We start from the raw sequence: 22399 nt of genomic DNA, 5'->3' as shown, positions 1-22399 counted from the left end.
AGAATTTTGTTGCTATTTATCTTCTTTGCAAACTGGTGAAGGATTGAGTATTGAAGAGGCCTAATGTTTTTTTTAAGTGATTTGTTATTTAGATTTAATAAAACACGATTTTCTGTAAACAATTAGAATATGCTGCTTTTCCAGTCGTTATTAGTTTGAAACAATAGCGATTAAATCATCTACTGAAATAGGTTTTGGTATATAACCAATAATATCAATAAAGGTTTTTGATTTATTTTTATCCTCAATGGCTATAGATGAACTTACTATGTATATAATAATTTTTTTATGAATTTTAGATTTTATCCTTTTAATTTCTTCCATAAACTCCCAACCATCCATAACAGGCATATTGATGTCCAATAAAATAATATCAGGAATATATTCTTTATGAATTTCCAATATATTATTTAATGTAGTTATCGCCTCTTTCCCATTCATAAAAGAAGAATGTGTAGAAAACACTCCCGATTTTTGTATCAATTTATTGATGATGGTTTGGTATATTACATCATCGTCTATAATCCAGATAATTTTTTTGTTCATTTGATATAGATTTTAAATGTTGATCCTACATTGAGTTCACTATCTACAGTTATGGTTCCGCCCATAGCATCTATTTGATTTTTTGTAATAAACAGTCCAATTCCTCTAGAATCACTATTATTACTAAAGGTTTTGTACATCCCAAAAATCTTGTCCCCATTCCTTGCTAAATCGATTCCTATCCCATTATCTATAATTTCGAATACGTCAATATCATTTTCTTTGTACAGATTTATCGTTATTATTAGTTTTCGTTCGGGATTTTTATAACGAATTGCATTCGAAATTAAATTATAAATAATACTCTCAAGGTATGCTGAATTATAGTTTATCATCACATCATCTGGAATGTTTGTGATAAAAGTAACATCGTTTAATTGTATCTGCTCAGAAAGAATATCTTTTGCCTTATTGACATAATTGTTCAAATATAATGGTTTTGTAACCAAATTGATGTTTGTATTTATATTTACAACTTCGTTCAGGTGTTCCATTGTTTCGTCCAATGAATTGGAAACGGATTTCAGTAGCTGCATCATCTCCTTTCGTTCGTCTTCTGACTCTGCCGATTCTAGTAAATAAATAATAGATTCAATATTGCTGGTATGAGATCTTAAGTTATGAGAAACAATATGGGAAAAATTCAAAAGTCTTTTGTTCTGCTCTGTAACTATTTGTAGGGAGTTATTCAAGTCATTTTCGGCTTCTTTCATTATGGTAATATCAATCATAATACCTCTTGAAATTACTGGTTTTTTATTTTCATATACAAAATTTAGCATATCTCTTATCCAAATTATTTTTCCATTCTTATCAATCATTCGATATTCAAAATTTCGATTATCGTAGCTTTTATTTTCCTTGGCAGATAAGGATATGGCAAATTCCCGATCCTCAGGATGAATATGATCTTCCCAAAAATCAGGACTTCCAGAATATTCATCGACAGAATATCCCAAAATACTTTCTATTTTTTTGCTAATAAATGTAGAAGTTTTCGTTTCCAGATCATATTCCCAAACAATTCCATCGATTGTATCAATAAGTGATTTGAATTTAGCTTGACTTTTTTTAATTAATGAATCCGCCTCTCTCCTTTTTGTAATGTCTTTAATGAAAGCAATATAAGTTGTTGGTTTTTCATTGGCTTCCCAAAGAGGAGAAATAGTCAAACTTATCCAAATATAGTTGCCGGATTTAGTAAGAGTTCTTTTTTCAGAGAAATACTCTGTAATTTCACCAGTGTTAATTTTTTTTAAATTTAATGCTAATTTGTCCACATCATCAGGATGGGTTATGCTCTGAACTCCTTTCTTTTTAATCTCTTCTAATGTAAAACCCAATATATTACAGTATCTGGTGTTGGCTTCTAAAAAATCACCAGAATTGGCATCAATAATTACAAAACCTATTGTAGCTTGATCAAAAATGGTCTTAAACTTTAATTCATTTTTTAAGAGTTTTTCTTCTTGTATTTTTAATAACAAACCCAATTCCTCAGGTTTTTTCAATAATTTGGAAGTTAAAATCCCAAACAGCATCGCTATAATTAAGCCAAAAATAGCTCTAAGTAGAATTTGTGGGTAAACTGTATATGTTTTTTTTGCAACTAAATAGAGTTTCCAGTTGCTATCAGAAATAGATTGCGATATGTAATAATTTTTTGAGAAATCTCTTTTTAAAGGAAGAAAAAATTGTTCTTTGGATGTAATGAGATTTTTCTTTGAAATTTGAAAATAATATTTGGGATGATTAAAAGAATTAATTCCAGTAGTCTTTAATAAAGTTTCTAGTTTGATAACAACTGCCGAGAATCCCCAAAACGTATTTTTATGGTAAATAGGAAGTCTGCCTACAATGCCAATTCCTCCTTGTTTTAATTGTAAAGGACCAGCAAAAAAAATTTTATGGGTTTTAATAGACTTTTGAGCCTCTTTCTTAAGATCTTCAGTTTCTAAAATATTCAAATTCATCGCCGCTTCATTCCCTTTCATAGGGTAGATATATTTGATAATTCCATTCGGCATTAACTGAACAGCACTAACTAGAGGATTTGATTTTATAAGTTGTTTACTAATAGTATCAAAATTTTGAGGGATACCATCGTTGTTAAGAGTCAAAGCTAGAGAAACAGTCGTGGTGTAACAGTTTTTTAGAGATTGCTCTATGTTTTGATGCGCATCATCCAAAAGGAGATCCATTTCATAACGTTCGTCTTCTCTCTCAATATGATTGCGAAGAAAACTTACAGAAATAACGCCAATGCTAAGAATTAAGAACAGTAAAAATCCAGTTATTTTTGACCTTACTGCAAGCCAATTTGTGAAAATAGCCCAGCTTTTTTCATTTTTCATTTAGTAGGTTTTATAAGTTTAAAAGGCTTGGGACCGATTATTTTATGTATTCAATTGGTAAACTTAACAAAATTTTATTAGAAACGGATTTTAAGTTTGATGTTTTTTTTATTTTAAAAAATGAAGGAATTATTAAATAAACGCCATGATTTAAACCTAGTTCTTTCTTTTTCAGAATTATATAATGTTTATGCCAATTGCTCCTGCAAGGCTTTAATCGCATCTCTCAACTTAGCCGCTTGCATAAAATCTAAATCTTTTGCAGCTTTTTCCATAGCTTTTCGTTTTTCACGAATCCGTTTTTCGATTTCAGGTTTCGAAAGATATTCGGTGCTTGGTTCAGCTGCTGTGTTCAAAGTGTGACCCAATTCGAATTCTACCAATTTATTATTGGTAAAGGCACTTTCTATTTTTTTGTTTAAAGCCTGTGGAACTTGATTATTGGCACTGTTGAAATTAATTTGTTTCGTTCTGCGGTAATTGGTTTCGTCGATGGTTTTTTGCATACTTGCCGTAATTTTGTCGGCATACATAATCGCTTTTCCATTCAAGTTTCTTGCGGCGCGACCTATGGTTTGGGTTAATGAACGATGGCTTCTCAAAAAACCTTCTTTGTCGGCATCGAGAATGGCAACCAAGGAAACTTCGGGTAAATCTAATCCTTCACGCAATAAATTTACACCAATTAATACATCAAATATTCCTTTTCTCAAATCCTGCATAATTTCGATGCGTTCCAAAGTATCCACATCCGAATGGATGTAACGGCAACGAATGCCTACTTTATCTAAGTATTTTGCCAATTCTTCGGCCATTCTTTTGGTTAAAGTAGTCACCAAAACACGTTCATCTATTTCGGCTCGTGTTTGAATTTCTTCAATTAAATCGTCAATTTGATTCAAACTTGGACGGATTTCAATAATTGGATCCAATAAACCCGTTGGACGAATGACTTGTTCTATGTAAACACCGTCGCATTTTTGCAATTCATAATCCGCTGGCGTTGCCGAGACATATATTACTTGGTTTTGCATCGCTTCAAATTCCTCAAACTTCAACGGACGGTTGTCCATCGCTGCGGGAAGTCGGAAACCATATTCGACCAGATTTTCTTTTCGAGAGCGATCGCCACCATACATCGCGTGCACTTGCGAAAGTGTGACGTGACTTTCGTCAACGACCATCAAATAATCTTTTGGGAAATAATCCAATAAACAAAAGGGTCTTGTTCCGGCATCTCGACCGTCAAGGTAACGGGAATAGTTTTCAATTCCAGAGCAATAACCCAATTCCCGAATCATTTCCAAATCGAAATTGGTGCGTTCTTCGAGTCTTTTGGCTTCCAGATGTTTGCCTGTTTCCTTGAAATAATCCACTTGTTTGACCAAATCTTGTTGGATTTCCCAAATCGCACTTTGCAAAGTGTCGGGCGAAGTCACGAACATATTTGCTGGATAAATGGTGAGTTGTTCCATTCGCTCGATGACTTTGGACGTTTTCAAATCAAAGCTTTCAATTTCTTCAATTTCGTCCCCAAAAAAATGGATTCGGTAGGCATCGTCGGCATAACTTGGATAAACTTCGAGTGTGTCTCCTTTAATTCTAAAATTTCCTGGATTGAAATCGGCTTCGGTTCTGGAATATAAACTTTGAACCAAAGTGTGAAGTAATTTGGTTCTTGAAATGACTTGATTTTTCTCAATCGCAATCACATTCTTCTGAAACTCTACGGGATTTCCAATCCCATAAATACAAGAAACCGATGCCACCACAATAATATCTCTTCGTCCAGAAAGTAGAGAAGAAGTGGTGCTCAAACGCATTTTCTCCAACTCTTCGTTGATAGATAAATCCTTTTCGATAAACACTCCAGAAACAGGCATAAAAGCTTCCGGCTGGTAATAATCGTAGTAAGAAACGAAATATTCTACGGCATTATTCGGGAAAAATTGCTTGAATTCGGAGTATAATTGCGCCGCCAAGGTTTTGTTGTGTGCCAAAATCAAAGTTGGCTTTTGCACTTCCTCAATGACATTGGCGACGGTAAACGTTTTTCCCGAACCCGTTACGCCTAATAAAGTTTGATAACGTTCGCCTGCTTCAATGCCTTGAGTTAATTTTTCAATAGCTTGGGGTTGGTCGCCTTTGGGTTGGTAATCGGATACTACTTGGAATTTCATTTACTTGTGTTCAGAAGTACAAAGTTACAAAGGAAATCCTGAATAAAGAGTTTAGGGGAATTTAAAACTTTCGCTCCGCAAAGTCTCCGACTTTGAGGATGTGTTCATCAGTCTGTGACTGGCATAGAAATTAAAATAATCTAAAACAAAATCGGTTGAAAACCGAAAGTCACTACCTCAAAGTCGGAGACTTTGCGGAGTGGCCGGATCTAAAAAACTTGTTTTTCCAGTTCAAACTTCCAATTCTTCTGTTGCGCTTCCGATTGGAAAGTCCACGCCAGTATTCGGCTAGTTTTCTGACCTTGTGCCATATCTATGGTTTTTACTTCCACGACTCGCTCCGCAAAGTCTCCGACTTTGAGGATGTGTTCATCAGTCTGTGACTGACATAAAATTAAAGTAATCTAAAACAAAATCGGTTGGAAACCGAAAGTCACTACCTCAAAATAGGAGACTTTGCGGAGTGGCCGGATCTAAAAAACTTGTTTTTCCAGTTCAAACTTCCAATTCTTCTGTTGCGCTTCCGATTGGAAAGTCCACGCCAGTATTCGGCTAGTTTTCTGACCTTGTGCCATATCTATGGTTTTTACTTCCACGACATTTACTTTGTTCAAGGTTTTGTATAGGCTGGAAAGATTCTCTTTTTTGGAAACTAAGGTCGTGAACCATAGGCATTGCATTGGGTATTTGGCACTTTCGAAAATCATTTGGGTGATGAAACCCAATTCACCACCTTCGCACCATAATTCGGCATTTTGTCCACCAAAATTTAGAACAGGCTTCGTCGTCCTTGTACTTTCGAGGTTGTTGACTTTGCGAATGGATGATTTCGTGGCTTCATCTTGGGAGTTATGAAACGGCGGATTGCAAATCGTGAGCGAAAATCGATCTTCGGGCGTGATGATGTTCTTGAAAATAAAACGCGATTCGGTTTGCAATTGCAAGCTGATAGCATCCATTAATCGAGGATTATCTTCAATTATTTTTTTGCAGTTTTGAATGGCTTTTTCGTCGATTTCTGTTCCAACAAATGACCAACCGTAAACAGAATTTCCTAATATGGGATAAATACAATTCGCACCGATGCCTATATCCAATACTTGTACGTTTTCGCCTTCGGGAATAATTCCGTTGTTGTTTGAAGCCAATAAATCAGCAATATAATGAATGTAATCGACACGACCTGGAATGGGCGGACAAAGATAATTTTCGGGAATATCCCAATTCTGGATGTCGTAATCGGCAATTAACAAGGCTTTGTTGAGTGCTTTAACAGCTTGAGGATTACTGAAATCAATAGTTTCAATATTGTGTTCGTTGATGGCAACAAATTGTTGAAGTTCGGGGCAAACGGTACTTAATGCTTCAAAATTATATCCTAATCGGTGTTGATTTCTGGGATGTAAATTGGTTTTTTCGATAATCGTTTTAGACATCTTTTAATTTGTAAAATTGGGTGCAAAGGTACAAAATTCAATTTTGCCATGTGTTTATTATTAGTTATTTAGAAGTTAAATAATTGGTTAATTTAATTTTTTTGAAAAATGGCTAATCAGCTAAAAAAAAATCAAGCCATTTTTGAGTCTTGATTTAATAAAATTGACAAATTTTAAAATTATTTTTGTGCCTTAATCCCAGCATTCCATCAGCATTAAATCGCCTTGGTCATGTTCTATAATTACGATTCCGTCTGCTTTGACGTGGTTGCTGCTTCCGGTTCTGTAACCAATTGTTAGACTATCATTTTCCAATGGATAAAACAAATTCTTGGAATGAATTCCTGTTACATGACCAATTGGAATTAACGAAATTGTTGTATTGGCAGGATACCATTTTTCGTATTTTTTGGGTAATAAAAACACTTTTGAATGGTCGTCGAGTACTACGATTTTTAATAAATCTCGATATCGAGCGATGTTAGTGATATTGGTTATAGTGTGATCGGCACGTTTTCCGGTTGCCCAAACCACATTGACGGCAGGAATTTTTCTTTCTATAAGATAATCAAAAGCTTTCTCTAAATCGGTTTTATTTTGGTCAGGCGTGTGAACAATTTCTAATGGATATTGTTTTTCCTTGTAATAATTGGGGTCAAAACCTCGGTCGAAATCGCCAAGCAAAACATCTACTTTTATACCTAAATCCAAAACACGTTCCATTGCAGAATCTAAGACTATAACCAATGGCGACCATTCGAGTAATTGTCCCAATAATTCAGAGTTACAGGAAGCGCCGTTGGCAATGATTAAAGCCGGTTCTTGGTCATCGCGAACGATATGGTGTGAAGACATTTGAGGTTAGTGGTTAGAAGTTAGAGATAAAGATTAGAGGTTACAATAATAGAAAATGGAGTATAGAATTTAGATTTTTTGTAAATGTATGTAAAAATCTAAAATTTAACCTCTGAAATCTGAAATCACTAACCCAGAAAGCATTGATAATACCAGAGTGCAAAAACTAATTTTTCTTGTCCCATGAGCGACTCCTCGCCCTAGCTTATCTCCAAAGGAGAGGGAAACCAAAAATATTTTTTGAGGCTTAGAAAAAAATTTACTTAAAAGAGGACTTACGATGTTTGGCTGGAATGTCTCCTTATTGGATAACATAATCTCTACCATCGACTTCGCTTAAGGAGAAAAAACCTAATGCGTAATTATTCACATCGTTTTGATTGACAATATTACCTCTAACAGTTGCTGGAGGTGTTTGAAATGGACTTCCACCACCCGAACTATTCGAAATGGAAATGATTTTATTAACATAATTGTAATACAATTCCGAAACTCCGTAATGGGCAATGTCGATCTTAGTTCCTAGTTTTAAATCTTCATCACTAAATTGCCACGATTTTAGATTTCCGTTGGTGAATTCATCTTTTAAAATACTATAACTTGGGGTTTTATAAATGTCTGGAAAGAATTTTACCAGATAGAAATTTTTATCCATTGGATCTTGGAACGAAACTTGAATTTCATAGTCTTTACCCGAAAAGCCTCCATTATTTTTTTGAGAAATAGACAAAATTGGGGTCACGGATTGCATTGTTTCTGTTGCAGTGTAGGTTTCTCCTCTATAGATGACGGTCAATGTGTAGGTTTCGCCAAGTATAGGTTTGAAATTATTACAAACATATTTGCCTGTATTTGGAATTTCTGAAAATATATAATTTAAGTTTTTATTGCTTTTTACAGAAACACTAGCTCCAGAAATTTTAGGAATCACATTGCTGTAAAAATCAGTTGTGGTAGATAAAATTATTTTTTGTTCCGCCCCAGTAGTCCCTTTTTGCCAATTAATGGCGGCATCAATAACTAATCTAGGTGCAGCAGTATTCAAATCGACATTGATAACTTCTTCACAACTTATGAAGATTAAAGTAACAATGATTAATGCTATATATTTAGTGATTTTCATGATTTTAGAATTTGAAATTATAACTTACTGACGGAACTGCTCCAAAAATGGACAATTTCACAGCTTCGTTTGCACCTGAGGTTTGGTTTTCTCTGAAACTGATAGATGCCGCATTTTTTCGATTGTAAATGTTGTAAACACTAAACACCCATTCGCCTTGCCAGCCTTTTGTTTTATCGGGTTTAGGTGTGTATGTCGCCGACAAATCTAAGTGATGGTATATCGGTAAGTTGTCTTCGTTTCTACCACCATAACTAGGAATAGTGATTCCTTGGTATTCATATTGACCGTTCGGGAAAGTTACCGGTTGGCCTGATTGTAGAATGAAATTCCCTGCAAATTCCCATTTTTGATTCAAACTATAATTGGTTGTTACCGCTAAATTATGCAATTTGTGAAAGCCTGTTTTATACCAATTTCCGCTATTGATTCCTAGTTCGTTAGGAGTTCTGCCGGGAGTTTGTTGCTCTGAATTGGATAAAGTATAGGCTACCCAACCATTAAGTTTTCCAAAGTTTTTACGAAGCATAAATTCTAGACCGTAAGCTCTTAATTGTCCGTTAAGCACCACTTGTTCAATAGCATTGTTGGCAATTAAATCGGCACCATCTATGTAATCAATTCTGTTTTTTATTTTTTTATAAAAACTTTCGATTTCCATAGAATACATATCATTTTTGAAGTTTCTAAAATAACCAATAGCCACTTGATCGGCAATTTGGGGTTGAATGTATTGGTCGCTTGGTGTCCAGATATCTAGCGGAGTTGGTGATGCCGTATTCGAAACCAATTGTAAATATTGTACCATTCGATTATAACTTGCTTTAAATGAAGATTTTTCATCTAAAACATAAGAGCTTGAAAAACGAGGCTCTAGATTCGAAAAGGAAGTAATTACCTCATTATAGCCGTACGTTTTGGAACCAATTTGAATTGCTTTTTCGTAAATTTTGAGTTGGTCATTGTAAGTTACCGCTTGATTATTTTGGTATAAATTGACTGTAGAAGTTCCTAATCGATAAAACATACTAAAGCGCAACCCATATAAAAAGGATAACTTTTGTGAAGCTTGATGCTCTGCTTCTAAATAAACAGAAGGTTCGAAAGCATTTTTTTTGTCTAATTGTCTGAAATTGATGCTGGAATATTCATCAATTGGTTCGATAGTTCCAGGATTGAATATGTAATAAATGGAATTTAAACCAAAGTTCAATTTTATTTTGTCATTCATATAGTATTTAAAATCGTACTTCAAATTGAAGTTTTTAATACTCGATTGCCAATCAAAACCAACAGACGAAAGTGTTAAGCCATAATAATAATCACTAAAAATAGCGGAAACATTAGAAAACAATCGCTCTGAAAACAGATGATTCCAACGTAAATTGAAGGTACTGTTTCCGTAGGTATTTTCGAATTCTTTGCTGATATTAAAAAAATCTCTTCCAAAATAACCAGAAATATACAAGCTATTGTTATCGTTTAATTTGTAATTTAACTTGGCGTTTAAATCATAAAAAGAGGCAGAATTTTCGTTGTCAGACAATTTAAGAAACAAGTGAGCATAGGAAGTACGACCTCCAATAAGGAAAGAACCTTTGTCTTTTACAATCGGACCTTCGGCCAATAAGCGACTAGAAATAAGACCAATTCCCCCATTCATATGAAAGGAATTACTATTTCCTTCTTTTTGGTAAATATCTAAAACCGAAGATGCTCTTCCACCGTAACGAGCTGGAATTCCACCTTTGTATAGTTTTAAATCCTTGATGGCGTCGGGATTGAACACGGAAAAAAAACCAAAAACGTGTGAGGAATTGAAAATGGTTGCTTCATCTAATAAAACTAAATTCTGGTCTGCTCCACCTCCACGCACATTAAAACCTGATTGTCCTTCGCCCGCACTTGTAACACCGGGAAGCAATAATATTGATTTTAAAATATCCGCTTCACCCAAAACCACAGGCATTTTTTTGATGGTGGCCATTGTGAGTTTGTTAACGCTCATCTCGGGAGATTTGATGTTGGTGCTTTTTTTATTGCTCGTAACTACAACTTCTTTTAATTGTTGTTCAGCGCTTTGAAGTTTGAAATTTTTTTTGAAGTTTTGTGATAATTCAATTTTTTCTTCAATAGTTTGAAAACCTAAATAAGCGATTTGCAACGTATAATTCCCTTTGGGCAACGTTATTGAATAAAACCCATATTCATTGGTTGTAACGCCTGTTTTTAGTTCAAGAATAGACACATTTACACCAATTAAAGTTTCATTATTGTTCGAATCAGAAATCGTTCCGCTGATGGTGAATTTTTGCTTAGCTGATTCTATTGTGATAGTTTCTTGAGAAAATGAAGAAAGTGTTATTAAAAAAAACAGAAAAAAACCAACAATTTTGTTTGAGTTCATACTAAAATTTTAATGTACAAATTTGGTTAAATTGTAGTGAATTTTTTTTAAACAAATGTTAAAGTTTTGCAAATAAAAAAGACAACCGTTTCCAGTTGTCTTTCAAAATATAATAGATAAATACTATCGTATTAAGCGATTTTTGCCAATATAGAATTGAATGTTTCGCTAGGACGCATTGCCTTGCTGGTCAATTCAGGATTAGGCTGGTAATAACCACCAAGAATTTGTGGCTTACCTTGAGTTCCTATTAATTCGGCATTGATTTTAGCTTCATTTGCAAAAAACTCAACAGCTATTGGAGCGAATATTGTTTTAAGTTCGGCGTCATTATCTTGCGCTCCCAAAGCTTCAGCCCAATACATAGCCAAGTAAAAATGAGAACCTCGGTTGTCAATTTCTCCCAATTTACGTGATGGAGATTTATCGTTGGCCAAGAATTTTTCAGTTGCAACATCGAGTGTTTCGGCTAGAACAATAGCTTTTGTATTGTTTAGTGTTTGTCCGATGTATTCTAATGAAGCACCCAATGCCAAAAACTCTCCAAGCGAATCCCAACGCAAATAACCTTCTTCTAAAAATTGTTGCACGTGTTTTGGAGCAGATCCACCAGCGCCTGTTTCAAACAAACCACCACCGTTCATTAACGGAACGATAGATAACATTTTTGCAGAAGTTCCCACTTCAAGAATTGGGAATAAATCGGTTAAATAATCACGCAATACGTTACCTGAAACCGAAATGGTATCCAATCCTTTTATGATTCTTTCTAATGTAAATTTGGTAGCTTCGATAGGATTTAGGATTCGAATGTCTAAACCTGTTGTATCGTAATCTTTTAAATATTGAGTTACTTTTTCAATTAATGCTCTGTCGTGAGCTCTATTTTCGTCCAACCAAAATACTGCCGGAGTATTTGATAATCTTGCTCTGTTTACAGCTAGTTTTACCCAGTCTTGAATTGGAGCATCTTTGACTTGGCACATTCTAAAAATATCTTTAGCTTCAACAGATTGTTCCATTAAAACATTTCCATTAGCATCAACAACACGAACAACTCCGTCTGCAATAATTTGAAAAGTTTTATCGTGAGAACCGTATTCTTCCGCTTTTTGAGCCATCAAACCTACATTTGGAACGCTTCCCATTGTGGTTGGGTCAAATGCTCCGTGTTTTTTGCAAAAATCGATAGTAGCGGTATAAATTCCAGAATAACATCGGTCTGGTATAATGGCAATCGTGTCTTGTTGCTTTCCGTCCTTATTGAACATCTGTCCCGAAGTACGAATCATAGCTGGCATTGAAGCATCTACAATTACATCCGATGGAACTTGAAGATTGGTAATTCCTTTATCTGAATTTACCATTGCCAATGCTGGACCGCTTTCGATAGCTTGGTTTATTGCTGCTTCCACTTCAGTTTGCATTGGATGTCCTGCAATTTTTGCATACACATCACCCAAACCATTTCTAGTATCAACGTTTAATTCATCGAATAAGGCAACGTATTTTTCGAAAACTGCTGCAAAATATACTTCAACAACAGCTCCAAAAATAATTGGATCGGAAACTTTCATCATTGTAGCTTTCAGGTGAACCGAAAGCAATACGTTTTGTTCTTTAGCTTCTTTGATCGTTTTGGCAACAAAACTTTTCAAAGCGTTGAGGTTCATTACCGAACTATCAATGATTTCGCCAACTTTTAATGGAGTACTCGCTTTCAAAACGGTCGTTGCCCCATCATTCGAAATGAATTCTATTTTTACATCTGTAGCATCTGTAAGTGTAACTGATTTTTCACTTCCGTAAAAATCGCCAGTTTCCATCGAAGCGACTTTTGTTTTTGATTCAGATGACCAAGCTCCCATTGAATGTGGGTTTGCTTTGGCATAATTTTTAATTGCTTTTGGTGCTCTACGATCCGAGTTTCCTTCACGTAAAACTGGATTCACAGCCGATCCTAAAACTTTTGAATATTTGGCTTTAATTACTACCTCTTCGTCGTTTGCAGGTTCATCAGGGAAATTTGGAACCGCATAACCGTGAGATTGCAATTCTGCAATAGCTGTTTTTAATTGTGGTACTGATGCAGAAACATTGGGTAATTTAATTATGTTGGCTTCCGGAGTGTTGGCTAATTGACCTAATTCTGATAAAGAATCTACTACTTTTTGGTCTTCTTTCAAAAACTCAGGAAAGTTGGATAAAATTCTTCCCGCAAGAGAAATATCTCTAGTTTCAATTTCAATATTTGAAGTTGCAGTAAATGCTTGAACAATTGGTAAAAATGAATAAGTAGCCAGTAAAGGTGCCTCGTCTGTAAGAGTGTAAAAAATTTTAGATTTCGTTGACATTTTAATAAAAATTTTTTTAATATTTATTTTGGGTTACAAATGTAAGAAAAACGTTTTCGTAAATGGAAAAACACCTTGATTTAGTTTAAAAAATTATGAAATTATGATTTTTTAATTGGCTGAAAGCGAAATATTAAAAATCAGCTTCTTTTTTTGTCTAAATGAAAATACAAAGCTTTTTTGCCAAAAGTATGTGGAACTATTTTTATAACAAATAGGCTGTTCTTATCAAAAAAAAACTCCCAAATGAATTGGGAGTTTTATAATAAAGTGATAGTAAACTATCTTCTTTTATCTCTAATCTTAGCTTTTTTACCAGTAAGTTCTCTGAAGTAGTAAATTCTAGCTCTACGAACAGCACCTTTTTTGTTGATTTCAATTTTTTGCAAAGCTGGCAAGTTTACTGGGAAGATACGCTCTACTCCAATAGCACCTGACATTTTACGAATAGTAAAAGTTTCTGTGTTTCCAGAACCTCTTCTTTGAATAACAACACCTTTAAAAAACTGTGTTCTTGTTTTTTCACCCTCTTTAATTTCATAGAAAACTGTGATAGTATCACCAGCACCGAATACAGGGAAATCTTTTCTTGTTACAAACTCGTCTTGAACGAATTTCAATAAATCTGCCATTTTAATTTATATTTATGGTTTTAAAAAGAGCAACATTCACGGTTTTCGCCAGAGGTTGGTCTAATGAGGGTGCAAATTTACACCTTTTTTGGTAATTTACAAACTTTTTTTTAAGGTTGCAGATTTCGGATAGCAGGTTTCAGAAATTCAGATTTCAGATTCAAAAAAGGTAGATTGAGAATTCAGATTGCCAACTGCCAACTTTTATTTATTCCAACACTGCAAACTGCAAACTGAAATCTGCAACCTATTCCAACACTGCCATCTGCTAACTGCCATCTGCTAACTGCCATCTGCCAACTATTCCCCAAGCAAATCCGGTCGTCTATTCTTTGTGTGTTCATACGCCATATCCTCGCGCCATTTGTCAATTTTGGCAAAATTTCCGCTGGTGAGAACTTCGGGAACTTTCCAGCCTTTGTAATCGGCAGGTCTTGTGTATATTGGTCCCGATAACAAATTATCCTGAAAACTATCCGTCAAAGCTGAGGTTTCATCACTCAAAACGCCAGGAATTAATCGTATTAATGCATCGCACAAAACCAAAGCACCTAATTCTCCCCCACTCAAAACATAATCGCCAATCGAGATTTCTTTTGTGATAAAATGGTCACGAACGCGCTGATCCACACCTTTATAATGACCACAAAGGATTATAATATTTTCATACATCGACATCGTGTTGGCCATTTTCTGATTCAAAGTTTCCCCGTCGGGTGACATATAAATGATTTCGTCGTAGGTTCTTTCGCTTTTCAAATGCGTGATACAATCATCAATAGGCTGAATATTCATTACCATTCCAGCTCCACCACCATAAGGATAATCGTCGACACTTTTTTGTTTGTTGGTCGTGTAATCTCGTAGATTATGAAAGTGAACTTCCACAATTCCTTTGTCGATGGCACGTTTCATCATTGAAGCCTCAAACGGACTTCGCAATAATTCTGGGAGAACGGTAATAATATCTATGCGCATTTTTTTATTTTCTAGGTCGCAAAGGTACAAAGTTTTTTTTCAGGAGCTAAGTCTAGCACTTCATTACAATCTTGCGTTCTAAAACTGGTTTTTTCTACGCCCCAAAAGGAACTTCCTTTGGTCGTTCTTTTTGGGCAAGAAAAAAATCCATTGTAGCCCACAAGGATTTGCATTGCGGTCGGGGCTAGGGAATTGTACGAGAGCAAAATAATTATTTATACTTTAAAATTTTGTAATATAAATTTTATATATTTGATGAATAATAAAGAAAAACAAACCTTCGACTATATACCCAATTTTGGAAGAATATGCACTAGTATGTAGCGAGTATATGTTAGTGGCAACCAATCAAAAATCAAAAGTAAAATATGCCTATAAACACAATTTCCGACTTCATAAAAGAATTGCAAAAAATACCTAAAAAAAGAGATTTTGAGCTTTATTTTCGAGGACATTCTGATAAAAATTTTGTTTTAGAACCAAGTATTTATCGTTCAAAACGAATAATATCAAATGAAAATAAAATTTTCAAAGAATTTATATTAAGAACTCCGAGTGATTTTTTAAATGAAAAAAGTGCATTAGAAAAATTAGTAAAAATGCAACATTATGGTTTACCAACTAGACTTCTCGACATTACGACAAATCCATTAGTTGCTCTTTATTTTGCCTGCAACGAAAAAAGTAAGCAAGATGGAAAAGTGTTTGCTTTTAAAGTACCAAAAGAAGACATAAAATACTATGATAGCGATACAGTTTCAATAATTGCAAATATTGCAAAAAGGCCTTTAAGTTTTTCAATTGAAAAAATACGTAATTTAAAGAACTATGAATTTAATGAGCAAGAAGATTTAGGTTATTTACTACACGAAATCAAAGAAGAAAAATCATATTTTCAAAATATAATTAACGCAAGTGATATTGAAAGAGTTGTTGCTGTCAAAGTTAAACAAAATAACAACAGAATAATTAAACAAAGCGGTGCTTTTTTAATCTTTGGTGTAAATGGAACAAAAGCTTTACCAGCAAAAATTCCAAATGATTGGATAATTAATTTAGAGTTAAAAGATGTTGATTTTGAGATCAATAACAATAGTAAAGATGACATTATTGATGAATTAAATTTATTAGGGATAAATGAAGCAACCTTATTTCCTGAATTAGAAAACCAAGCTAAATATCTAAAGAAATATTACGGATAAATTGCCAGCCACTAACAGCCACTAAAACGGATTTGGGCAAGAGAGGCTCATTTAAATTAGTTAGTGACTATATTTTTAAATCGTGAACAACAAAACCAATTTATGACACAAAATCCAAAAATTTATAGAATTGATAAGGGAAATCGTCTTTTAAAAAAGTTGAAGACTACGGAATCTGTCATAGAAAAAATAATAAATACTTCGGCTATAGCAAATTTCAATCCTGAAAGTCTTAAACAGACAACAATTGAGAATGTAAATTACTTTTTATACATATTTAATATAAATGATTTTGTTTCCGATTGGCAAGAGTTTTTGCCAACTGAGCTAACTGAAGCCAACGATTTTACACAACAAAAACTGTCTTTAATTTTATTCATTGAAACTGAATTTGACATATTTTGCATAATTGGTGGAAATGCTTATCAAATCATTCTTCCATATATTGACCAATCTTTTGGACTTAATGTTTATGCTCGAATAATGAAACCTGAAAGCGATGAATTAGCTTCAATTAAATCAAGAGGAATTACAGGAGCTATCGTTGGCGAAAATCAACAATTTAGAGGTAAATATAAAATTATAGATTATATTAAGTTCGGTAAAATTCCACAAGAAATACATTTAAGACTGAGTACAGAAATTTCAGATTTACATTTTAATTTCCTAAAAAACAAACCAAATGAGAGAATACAAGTTTTTGTTGGTAAAGCTTTCAAAATAAAAAAAGGAGTAGATTTTGAAAGTCTTCATAAAATAATAAATGAACTTACAATAATAAATGAATTAGTTCCATCTGATTATCTTAGTTCATATCAAGAAATAACCGATCGTGATTTTATAGATAACTTCTGTAAGCCAGAATTAATGAATAGGATTTATAATGACATTGGAAATATTGACAATAAAAATTTAAGTCCTCATAATAAATTTGAACACGAGTTTACAAATCCAAACAACATCGAAAAATTTTACGAAGCTGACTATTATAAATTAAAGGAAAAGGATGAAGAAAAAGGTTATAGTGTTTTCAAAACTGTAAGCGACAGAACAGAAATATATAATGAAGTATTAAAAAGAGCTGTAGAAAGGTTTGGTGATAATGATCCATTTAATTTTAAAGTTTTTCTACAAGGTGTTAGAGTTACTTGTTATCAAAATAACATAAAAAAAAGTACTGTTTCTTCAGGGTTTATATTTCATATTTCTACAGAGTTTCCTGTACAAGGTAAGCCAATATTTCTCATTGATACTAAATGGTATTTATTAAGAGATTCGTTTATTAATGACTTAAAAATTAATACCGAACATATTTTAAAAACTTATGCGACACCTAGTAATGTTTTAAGTTTAAATTGGAATAAAAATGTAATCAAGATTGAAAAAAAATATAACTTACAATATAATGGAATACCTAATTACATTGTAGTTGATACCATAATTGCAGATGGTTTGGAACTTTGCGACATTTTAAAATACGATGATGAAAATCTATATTTAATTCACGTAAAATATGGTTTTAGTTCAAATATGCGTGAATTAACAAATCAAGTGGTTATTTCAGCTAAAAGACTGAAAGAATCTCTAGGAACGGAAGAAAAGACTATTTTAGACAAAGTGTATTCATGTTTAGTCGCTAAGCAACATAACATTGATAATTTATCTCTTCAAGAATTCAAAAATTTGTTCAATAGAAAAATAAGTTACGTTTTAGCTTTTACTTCTCATTTAAAAGAAGATTTAAAAGTTGAATCTAATTTAGACAAATTCACTTCAAATATTGCTCGATTTTCATTAATTCAATGTTCAAGCGATATGAGAACAAATTATTATAATTTGCTAACATATCAAATTAAAAGAGAATGATAGCCACTAATGCACCAGAGTAAGTTAGAATGCTGAACGCACTCTCCCGACTAAAAGTATAGTATTAGTTAAACCTCAATTTACCCTTTTTGCCAAAAAACAAATCATAAAGTATTCAAAAATGTATTGATTTACCGTTTTATATTGGTGAACTTTGGTATTCAATATTACTATTATGAAAAAGGAAATTTTAGCTTGGGAAAGTGCAGCACTCCTCACGGCAACTTTGTTTACGTTGAATTCGTGCAGTTCAATTCCAAAAGGAGCAAAAGCGATTCAGGGATTTGATAAAGAAAAATATTTAGGCAATTGGTTCGAAATAGCAAGACTTGATTTTGTGTTTGAAAAAAATTTAAATAACACCACCGCCGAGTATTCATTGAACGATGATGGTAGTATTAAAGTTGTAAATAAAGGTTACAATTATATAAAAAACAAAAGTGTAGCATCGACAGGGAAAGCAAAGTTTGTAGGTGATGCTACTGAGGGAAGGTTAAAAGTTTCCTTTTTTGGACCCTTTTATTCAGGATATAATATACTGGCACTCGATTCCGATTATAAATATGCTTTAGTTGTGGGTAAAAACCTCAAATATATGTGGTTGTTATCTCGGGAAAAAACAATGCCTGAAGCTATTAAAAAAGACTATTTAAAAATCGCAAAAGACCTTGGTTATGATACTTCCGCACTGATTTGGGTGAATCATAATTGATTACAAATTAATCCAAAAAAAACATCTCTAATTATGTTGCTCCTTAAAAATTTCCAATAAAATATCGGCTTCAATTATTGGGCTTTGTTTCATTTTCATCATTTTTAGAATACGAGCGGAAACAATTGGATTCAGTCCCATATCGATTCCTATTTGCAAAATGGCAACTTCTTCTTTTAGGTGCAAAACACCATCACAATGCATCAATAAAGCCAAACGATACAACTGATGAAACCGCTCAAATTCCGATTTTATCACAATATGAGGCAATTCCTGATGAAACAAATCATTAAAAATTTCCTTATTAATCTTCAATTCATTGGCAACAACTGCCAAAAATGCATATTCTTTTTTATGCAAATTACCGTCAATTGTGGCAAAAGCTATCATTTCTAAAAGTAAACTGATTTTTTCTTCGTGAGTATGCATCAAATTTGTTATTTTTAGCTAAAATATTGTTTTTTATCCGAAACACAAAATATAGCAATGATGCAACGATTGACTTTACTTATTCTTCTTTTTATAGCCACGGATAAAACCTTTGCCCAGAAAAACACTGCTTCAAAACAAGTTTCCACTTTTACTATCGAAGCACCACAATTGAATTGCCCCAAGAAAATCTGGATTTATTTGCCAAAGAATTATGAAACTTCAAAAAAGGAATACCCCGTAATGTATATCCACGATGCTCAAAATTTATTTGATGCTAAAACTTCCTTTGCAGGCGAATGGAATATAGATGAAAAATTGGATAGTCTCAGAGCTCAAGTAATTGTCATAGGAATTGAGCACGGTAATGAAAAACGAATCGAGGAATTAACACCGTACAAAAACGAAAAATACGGTGGCGGCAATGCTGATAATTATCTCGAATTTATCGTCAAAACTCTAAAACCAGCAATAGATTCGAAATACCGAACAAAAACAAATGCTAGAAATACCGCAATTATGGGAAGTTCACTAGGCGGTTTGGTTTCGTATTATGCCGTTTTAAAATATCCTGAAATATTTGGAAAAGCGGGTGTTTTTTCACCAGCATTTTGGTTCAATCGAAAAGAAATCATTGAATTAACTAATAATACTCCAAAACTCAAAACCAAAATTTATTTCCTTTGTGGAGATAATGAAGGGGATGCTGATGTGATTACAAATCTTAATACCATTGATGAATTGATTTCAGAAAAACGATGTGAATGTAAGAATTTGACAATGAAAAAGATAGTCAAAGGCGGACAACATAACGAAAAATTATGGCGAGATAATTTTGTTAACGCCTTTCTGTGGTTATATTAAAAAATAAATTTATATGATCAAACTAAAATCTACAATTTCTATTTCTGGTGTAATAATGCTATTATTATTCACTACAACTAGTTATTCCCAAAAAATTACGCATTATAAAATTAAACATTTGATTGAAAAATCAGAAATCCTTAAAGAACACTTTACTGGTTTTACTCTTTTTGATCAGGACAATGACAAAATAATTTATGAGCAAAACGGCAATAAACACTTTATTCCTGCATCAAATACAAAAATGTACACATTTTATACTGTATTAGAAATGTTGGGCGATTCTATTCCGGCTTTGAAATATGCAATCAAAGGTGATTCCTTACTGTTTTGGGGAACAGGTGACCCAACACTGGCTTATGAAAGTTTTAAATCCAACAAAGTATTGGATTTTTTAAAAAATTCAGAAAAGAAATTATTTTTTGTATCCAACAATTATAAAGGTAACTTTTACGGTTCAGGTTGGAATTATGATGACTATGAAGAATATTTTCAACCCGAAATGAATTCCTTTCCTATTGAAGGAAATATTACCAAAATAACTGCAAACAGCAATGGTGAATTAGTAGTACAACCATCTCTTTTACGACCATTTTTCAAAGTTGATACCAAAATTAATTCTGAAACATTCATTATCAAAAGAGACTTTTATAGCAATCGATTTACATTTCCTTCGTCGATCCCTAAACCTGGATTCAAGAAGCAAATTCCTTTTAAAACAAGTCCTGAGTTAGCCCTTGCAATTCTTAAAGAAAAAACAAAAAAAGAGATATCACTCATTGACATTGTATTACCAGAGAGTTTCAAAATTATTTACAGCGAAAAAACAGATGATGTATTAAGAGAAATGATGCTGTTCAGTGATAACTTTATAGCAGAACAATTGCTTTTAGTTTGCTCCTCTACATTGACTAACGATTTATCTACAAATTCTATAATTGAATATAGTAAAACTAATTTTATGAAAGAATTTGCGAATGATATAGCTTGGGTTGATGGTTCAGGATTATCACGTTATAATCTAATTACGCCAAATACCTCGGTTGCTTTATTGAAAAAAATCAGCGAAAAAATTAACGATGATGACAGATTGCACAGTTTATTTCCTGCTGGTGGTATTTCTGGAACCCTAAAAAGAGCTTATAAAACTGATGATGACAACCCATTTGTTTGGGCAAAAACCGGTACGCTAACCAATGTACATAATCAAAGTGGCTACATTATAACTAAAAATGGTAAACGATTAATTTACTCCTTTATGAATAATAATTTTACAAGAACTACTTTAGAAATTAGAAATGAAATGGTGAGAATCATCACCAAAATCTTTAATGAATATTAATCTCCAATTTCAAAACAGAAATTTTATAGTCAGATTGCTTTTAAAACGTACCTTTTTAAAAAATAAATATATGACGAACAACGATATACTCAAAAAACTACGCGTGGCACTGATGTTACGTGACGACTAAATAGTTGAAATTCTAGAATTAGTAGATTTTAGAATCTCAAAATCAGAATTAGGGGCTTTTTTCCGTGCCGAAGACCACGATAATTATGTAGAATGCGGGGATTAGCTTCCTGCGTAAGGGATAACATTTTTTTCGTATCCAAATCCAAGCCTGCCACAGCATGTTTTTGGTCGGCCATATTTAAGAGCAGATTCCGACCCATTACCCCCAAGGCCAACTATACCAAAATCGAATGTTTTCATATTAGGATCTAAATTTATTATACAAAAAAAAGGCTGGAATTTATTTATAAATTCCAACCTTAATCCAATAATTACGCTACAGTTACACTGTTTATAGCTTCTTTTAATGCTTTAGCTGCAGCAGCGGGATCTTCAGCGCCATATATGGCACCACCTGCAACAGCTACATCTGCACCAGCAGCTACAACATCTTTTATTGTATCGATGTTTACACCACCTGCAACAGAAAAGGGAACTTTTGCTAGTTTTCCTTCGCTAATAAGTGTTTGTACCGAGTATCCTGCTAATGTCTGTTCGTCAAGACCAGCATGTAACTCTACAAAAGCAACTCCAAAAGCAGTTACCTCTTGAGCTCTTTCTACTCTGTTTTTAACTCCAATAGTATCAACTACTACCTTTTTACCGTGTTTTTTTGCAGCTTCTACCGCTCCTTTTATGGTAGCGTTATCAACAGCACCCATAACTGTTACTAAATCTGCACCGGCTAAAAATGCGATCTCTGCTTCTAGGAAACCAGTATCGGCAATTTTCATATCTGCAAAAATTAATTTGTCAGGGAAAGCGGCTTTCATGGCCGTAACCACTTTTAGACCTTCCGATTTAATTAGCGGTGTACCTAATTCTATAATGTCCACGTACGGTGCTACTTTGTGTGCCAATTCTAATGCTGCTTCTGTAGTAAGTAAATCAATTGCGACTTGTAATTTTGTCATGTCTAAATGTATAAAAAAAATTAATAATATAAAA

19 protein-coding genes and 1 pseudogene are annotated in these 22399 nt (G+C 33.4%); 6 read left to right on the top strand and 14 right to left on the bottom strand.

Features of this window, described 5'->3' with window-relative positions; all coding sequences use genetic code 11:
* Window positions 1–150: 150 nt before the first annotated feature.
* The 11 genes from FNW17_RS05120 to trmD all read right to left on the bottom strand — a co-directional run bounded on the left by FNW17_RS05120 (window position 151) and on the right by trmD (window position 14865).
* On the bottom strand, window positions 151–546 hold the full coding sequence (locus tag FNW17_RS05120; protein WP_143390004.1) for a response regulator: 396 nt from the start codon (window positions 544–546) through the stop codon (window positions 151–153).
* Window positions 543–2900, bottom strand: coding sequence for a sensor histidine kinase (locus FNW17_RS05115; protein ID WP_144071052.1), 2358 nt, complete (start codon window positions 2898–2900; stop codon window positions 543–545). The genes FNW17_RS05120 and FNW17_RS05115 overlap by 4 nt, the downstream gene beginning before the upstream one ends.
* 188 nt (window positions 2901–3088) lie before the next feature.
* Window positions 3089–5080: an excinuclease ABC subunit UvrB gene (gene uvrB, locus FNW17_RS05110; protein WP_144071051.1), complete on the bottom strand. Its 1992-nt coding sequence runs from the start codon at window positions 5078–5080 to the stop codon at window positions 3089–3091.
* Window positions 5081–5289: 209 nt separating this feature from the next.
* Entirely contained in the window at window positions 5290–5412 is a 123-nt protein-coding gene (locus FNW17_RS05105; protein WP_394344363.1) for an RlmF-related methyltransferase, read from the bottom strand.
* 141 nt (window positions 5413–5553) lie between these two features.
* Window positions 5554–6516, bottom strand: a complete 963-nt coding sequence (rlmF, locus tag FNW17_RS05100) for a 23S rRNA (adenine(1618)-N(6))-methyltransferase RlmF (protein WP_143390007.1) — start codon at window positions 6514–6516, stop codon at window positions 5554–5556.
* Between the two features lie 192 nt (window positions 6517–6708).
* On the bottom strand, window positions 6709–7371 hold the full coding sequence (locus FNW17_RS05095; RefSeq protein WP_143390008.1) for a thiamine diphosphokinase: 663 nt from the start codon (window positions 7369–7371) through the stop codon (window positions 6709–6711).
* 301 nt (window positions 7372–7672) lie between these two features.
* Window positions 7673–8494, bottom strand: a complete 822-nt coding sequence (locus tag FNW17_RS05090; protein WP_144071050.1) for a DUF4249 domain-containing protein — start codon at window positions 8492–8494, stop codon at window positions 7673–7675.
* A 4-nt stretch (window positions 8495–8498) separates the two neighbouring features.
* Entirely contained in the window at window positions 8499–10901 is a 2403-nt protein-coding gene (locus FNW17_RS05085; RefSeq protein ID WP_143390010.1) for a TonB-dependent receptor, read from the bottom strand.
* Between the two features lie 131 nt (window positions 10902–11032).
* Window positions 11033–13255: an NADP-dependent isocitrate dehydrogenase gene (locus FNW17_RS05080; RefSeq protein WP_144071049.1), complete on the bottom strand. Its 2223-nt coding sequence runs from the start codon at window positions 13253–13255 to the stop codon at window positions 11033–11035.
* 281 nt (window positions 13256–13536) lie between these two features.
* Entirely contained in the window at window positions 13537–13887 is a 351-nt protein-coding gene (rplS, locus tag FNW17_RS05075; protein ID WP_143390012.1) for a 50S ribosomal protein L19, read from the bottom strand.
* 300 nt (window positions 13888–14187) lie between these two features.
* On the bottom strand, window positions 14188–14865 hold the full coding sequence (gene trmD, locus FNW17_RS05070; RefSeq protein WP_143390013.1) for a tRNA (guanosine(37)-N1)-methyltransferase TrmD: 678 nt from the start codon (window positions 14863–14865) through the stop codon (window positions 14188–14190).
* Between the two features lie 368 nt (window positions 14866–15233).
* On the opposite strand from trmD, the gene FNW17_RS05065 reads away from it, so the two are divergent.
* The 3 genes from FNW17_RS05065 (at window position 15234) to FNW17_RS05055 (ending at window position 18645) form a co-directional block, all read left to right on the top strand.
* Complete coding sequence (locus FNW17_RS05065; protein WP_144071048.1) at window positions 15234–16067, top strand: FRG domain-containing protein; 834 nt, start codon at window positions 15234–15236, stop codon at window positions 16065–16067.
* Between the two features lie 102 nt (window positions 16068–16169).
* The gene (locus tag FNW17_RS05060) at window positions 16170–17933 is read left to right on the top strand and encodes a TIGR04141 family sporadically distributed protein (protein WP_144071047.1); all 1764 of its coding nucleotides are present in this window, start codon (window positions 16170–16172) and stop codon (window positions 17931–17933) included.
* Window positions 17934–18108: 175 nt separating this feature from the next.
* Window positions 18109–18645 (top strand): lipocalin family protein, encoded by a 537-nt coding sequence (locus FNW17_RS05055; RefSeq protein WP_144071046.1) that lies wholly within the window; start codon window positions 18109–18111, stop codon window positions 18643–18645.
* 27 nt (window positions 18646–18672) lie between these two features.
* Here FNW17_RS05055 and FNW17_RS05050 read toward each other — a convergent pair whose 3' ends face one another.
* Entirely contained in the window at window positions 18673–19074 is a 402-nt protein-coding gene (locus FNW17_RS05050; protein WP_144071045.1) for an excinuclease ABC subunit B, read from the bottom strand.
* Window positions 19075–19131: 57 nt separating this feature from the next.
* On the opposite strand from FNW17_RS05050, the gene FNW17_RS05045 reads away from it, so the two are divergent.
* The 3 genes and pseudogenes from FNW17_RS05045 to FNW17_RS05035 all read left to right on the top strand — a co-directional run.
* Window positions 19132–19938, top strand: a complete 807-nt coding sequence (locus tag FNW17_RS05045; protein ID WP_144071044.1) for an alpha/beta hydrolase — start codon at window positions 19132–19134, stop codon at window positions 19936–19938.
* Between the two features lie 13 nt (window positions 19939–19951).
* The gene (locus FNW17_RS05040) at window positions 19952–21280 is read left to right on the top strand and encodes a D-alanyl-D-alanine carboxypeptidase (RefSeq protein WP_144071043.1); all 1329 of its coding nucleotides are present in this window, start codon (window positions 19952–19954) and stop codon (window positions 21278–21280) included.
* A 70-nt stretch (window positions 21281–21350) separates the two neighbouring features.
* Window positions 21351–21512: pseudogene (locus tag FNW17_RS05035) on the top strand (DUF1456 family protein); the annotation flags it as partial.
* Here the strand turns inward: FNW17_RS05035 and FNW17_RS16730 are convergent.
* Together FNW17_RS16730 and hxlA are read right to left on the bottom strand one after the other, a co-directional pair.
* On the bottom strand, window positions 21439–21612 hold the full coding sequence (locus tag FNW17_RS16730) for a hypothetical protein (RefSeq protein ID WP_317129767.1): 174 nt from the start codon (window positions 21610–21612) through the stop codon (window positions 21439–21441). The pseudogene FNW17_RS05035 and the gene FNW17_RS16730 sit on opposite strands and share 74 nt — an antisense overlap.
* Before the next feature lie 111 nt (window positions 21613–21723).
* Window positions 21724–22365 carry a 3-hexulose-6-phosphate synthase gene (gene hxlA / locus FNW17_RS05025; RefSeq protein ID WP_132002728.1) on the bottom strand — a complete coding sequence of 214 codons (642 nt, stop codon included), beginning with the start codon at window positions 22363–22365 and terminating at the stop codon, window positions 21724–21726.
* Window positions 22366–22399 lie beyond the last annotated feature (34 nt).

It is taken from the genome of Flavobacterium franklandianum (genome assembly GCF_007097365.1).
Taxonomy (GTDB): Bacteria; Bacteroidota; Bacteroidia; order Flavobacteriales; family Flavobacteriaceae; genus Flavobacterium; species Flavobacterium franklandianum.
Note: the sequence above shows the minus strand (reverse complement) of the source record. Positions and strands in the feature narration are given on the sequence as shown.

Bases quoted from the DNA above. Each gene is read 5' to 3' on its own strand.
- FNW17_RS05120 (WP_143390004.1), bottom strand. From the start codon at position 546: ATGAACAAAAAAATTATCTGGATTATAGACGATGATGTAATATACCAA.
- FNW17_RS05115 (WP_144071052.1), bottom strand. From the start codon at position 2,900: ATGAAAAATGAAAAAAGCTGGGCTATTTTCACAAATTGGCTTGCAGTA.
- uvrB (WP_144071051.1), bottom strand. From the start codon at position 5,080: ATGAAATTCCAAGTAGTATCCGATTACCAACCCAAAGGCGACCAACCC.
- rlmF (WP_143390007.1), bottom strand. From the start codon at position 6,516: ATGTCTAAAACGATTATCGAAAAAACCAATTTACATCCCAGAAATCAA.
- FNW17_RS05095 (WP_143390008.1), bottom strand. From the start codon at position 7,371: ATGTCTTCACACCATATCGTTCGCGATGACCAAGAACCGGCTTTAATC.
- FNW17_RS05090 (WP_144071050.1), bottom strand. From the start codon at position 8,494: ATGAAAATCACTAAATATATAGCATTAATCATTGTTACTTTAATCTTC.
- FNW17_RS05085 (WP_143390010.1), bottom strand. From the start codon at position 10,901: ATGAACTCAAACAAAATTGTTGGTTTTTTTCTGTTTTTTTTAATAACA.
- FNW17_RS05080 (WP_144071049.1), bottom strand. From the start codon at position 13,255: ATGTCAACGAAATCTAAAATTTTTTACACTCTTACAGACGAGGCACCT.
- rplS (WP_143390012.1), bottom strand. From the start codon at position 13,887: ATGGCAGATTTATTGAAATTCGTTCAAGACGAGTTTGTAACAAGAAAA.
- trmD (WP_143390013.1), bottom strand. From the start codon at position 14,865: ATGCGCATAGATATTATTACCGTTCTCCCAGAATTATTGCGAAGTCCG.
- FNW17_RS05065 (WP_144071048.1), top strand. From the start codon at position 15,234: ATGCCTATAAACACAATTTCCGACTTCATAAAAGAATTGCAAAAAATA.
- FNW17_RS05060 (WP_144071047.1), top strand. From the start codon at position 16,170: ATGACACAAAATCCAAAAATTTATAGAATTGATAAGGGAAATCGTCTT.
- FNW17_RS05055 (WP_144071046.1), top strand. From the start codon at position 18,109: ATGAAAAAGGAAATTTTAGCTTGGGAAAGTGCAGCACTCCTCACGGCA.
- FNW17_RS05050 (WP_144071045.1), bottom strand. From the start codon at position 19,074: ATGCATACTCACGAAGAAAAAATCAGTTTACTTTTAGAAATGATAGCT.
- FNW17_RS05045 (WP_144071044.1), top strand. From the start codon at position 19,132: ATGATGCAACGATTGACTTTACTTATTCTTCTTTTTATAGCCACGGAT.
- FNW17_RS05040 (WP_144071043.1), top strand. From the start codon at position 19,952: ATGATCAAACTAAAATCTACAATTTCTATTTCTGGTGTAATAATGCTA.
- FNW17_RS16730 (WP_317129767.1), bottom strand. From the start codon at position 21,612: ATGGGTCGGAATCTGCTCTTAAATATGGCCGACCAAAAACATGCTGTG.
- hxlA (WP_132002728.1), bottom strand. From the start codon at position 22,365: ATGACAAAATTACAAGTCGCAATTGATTTACTTACTACAGAAGCAGCA.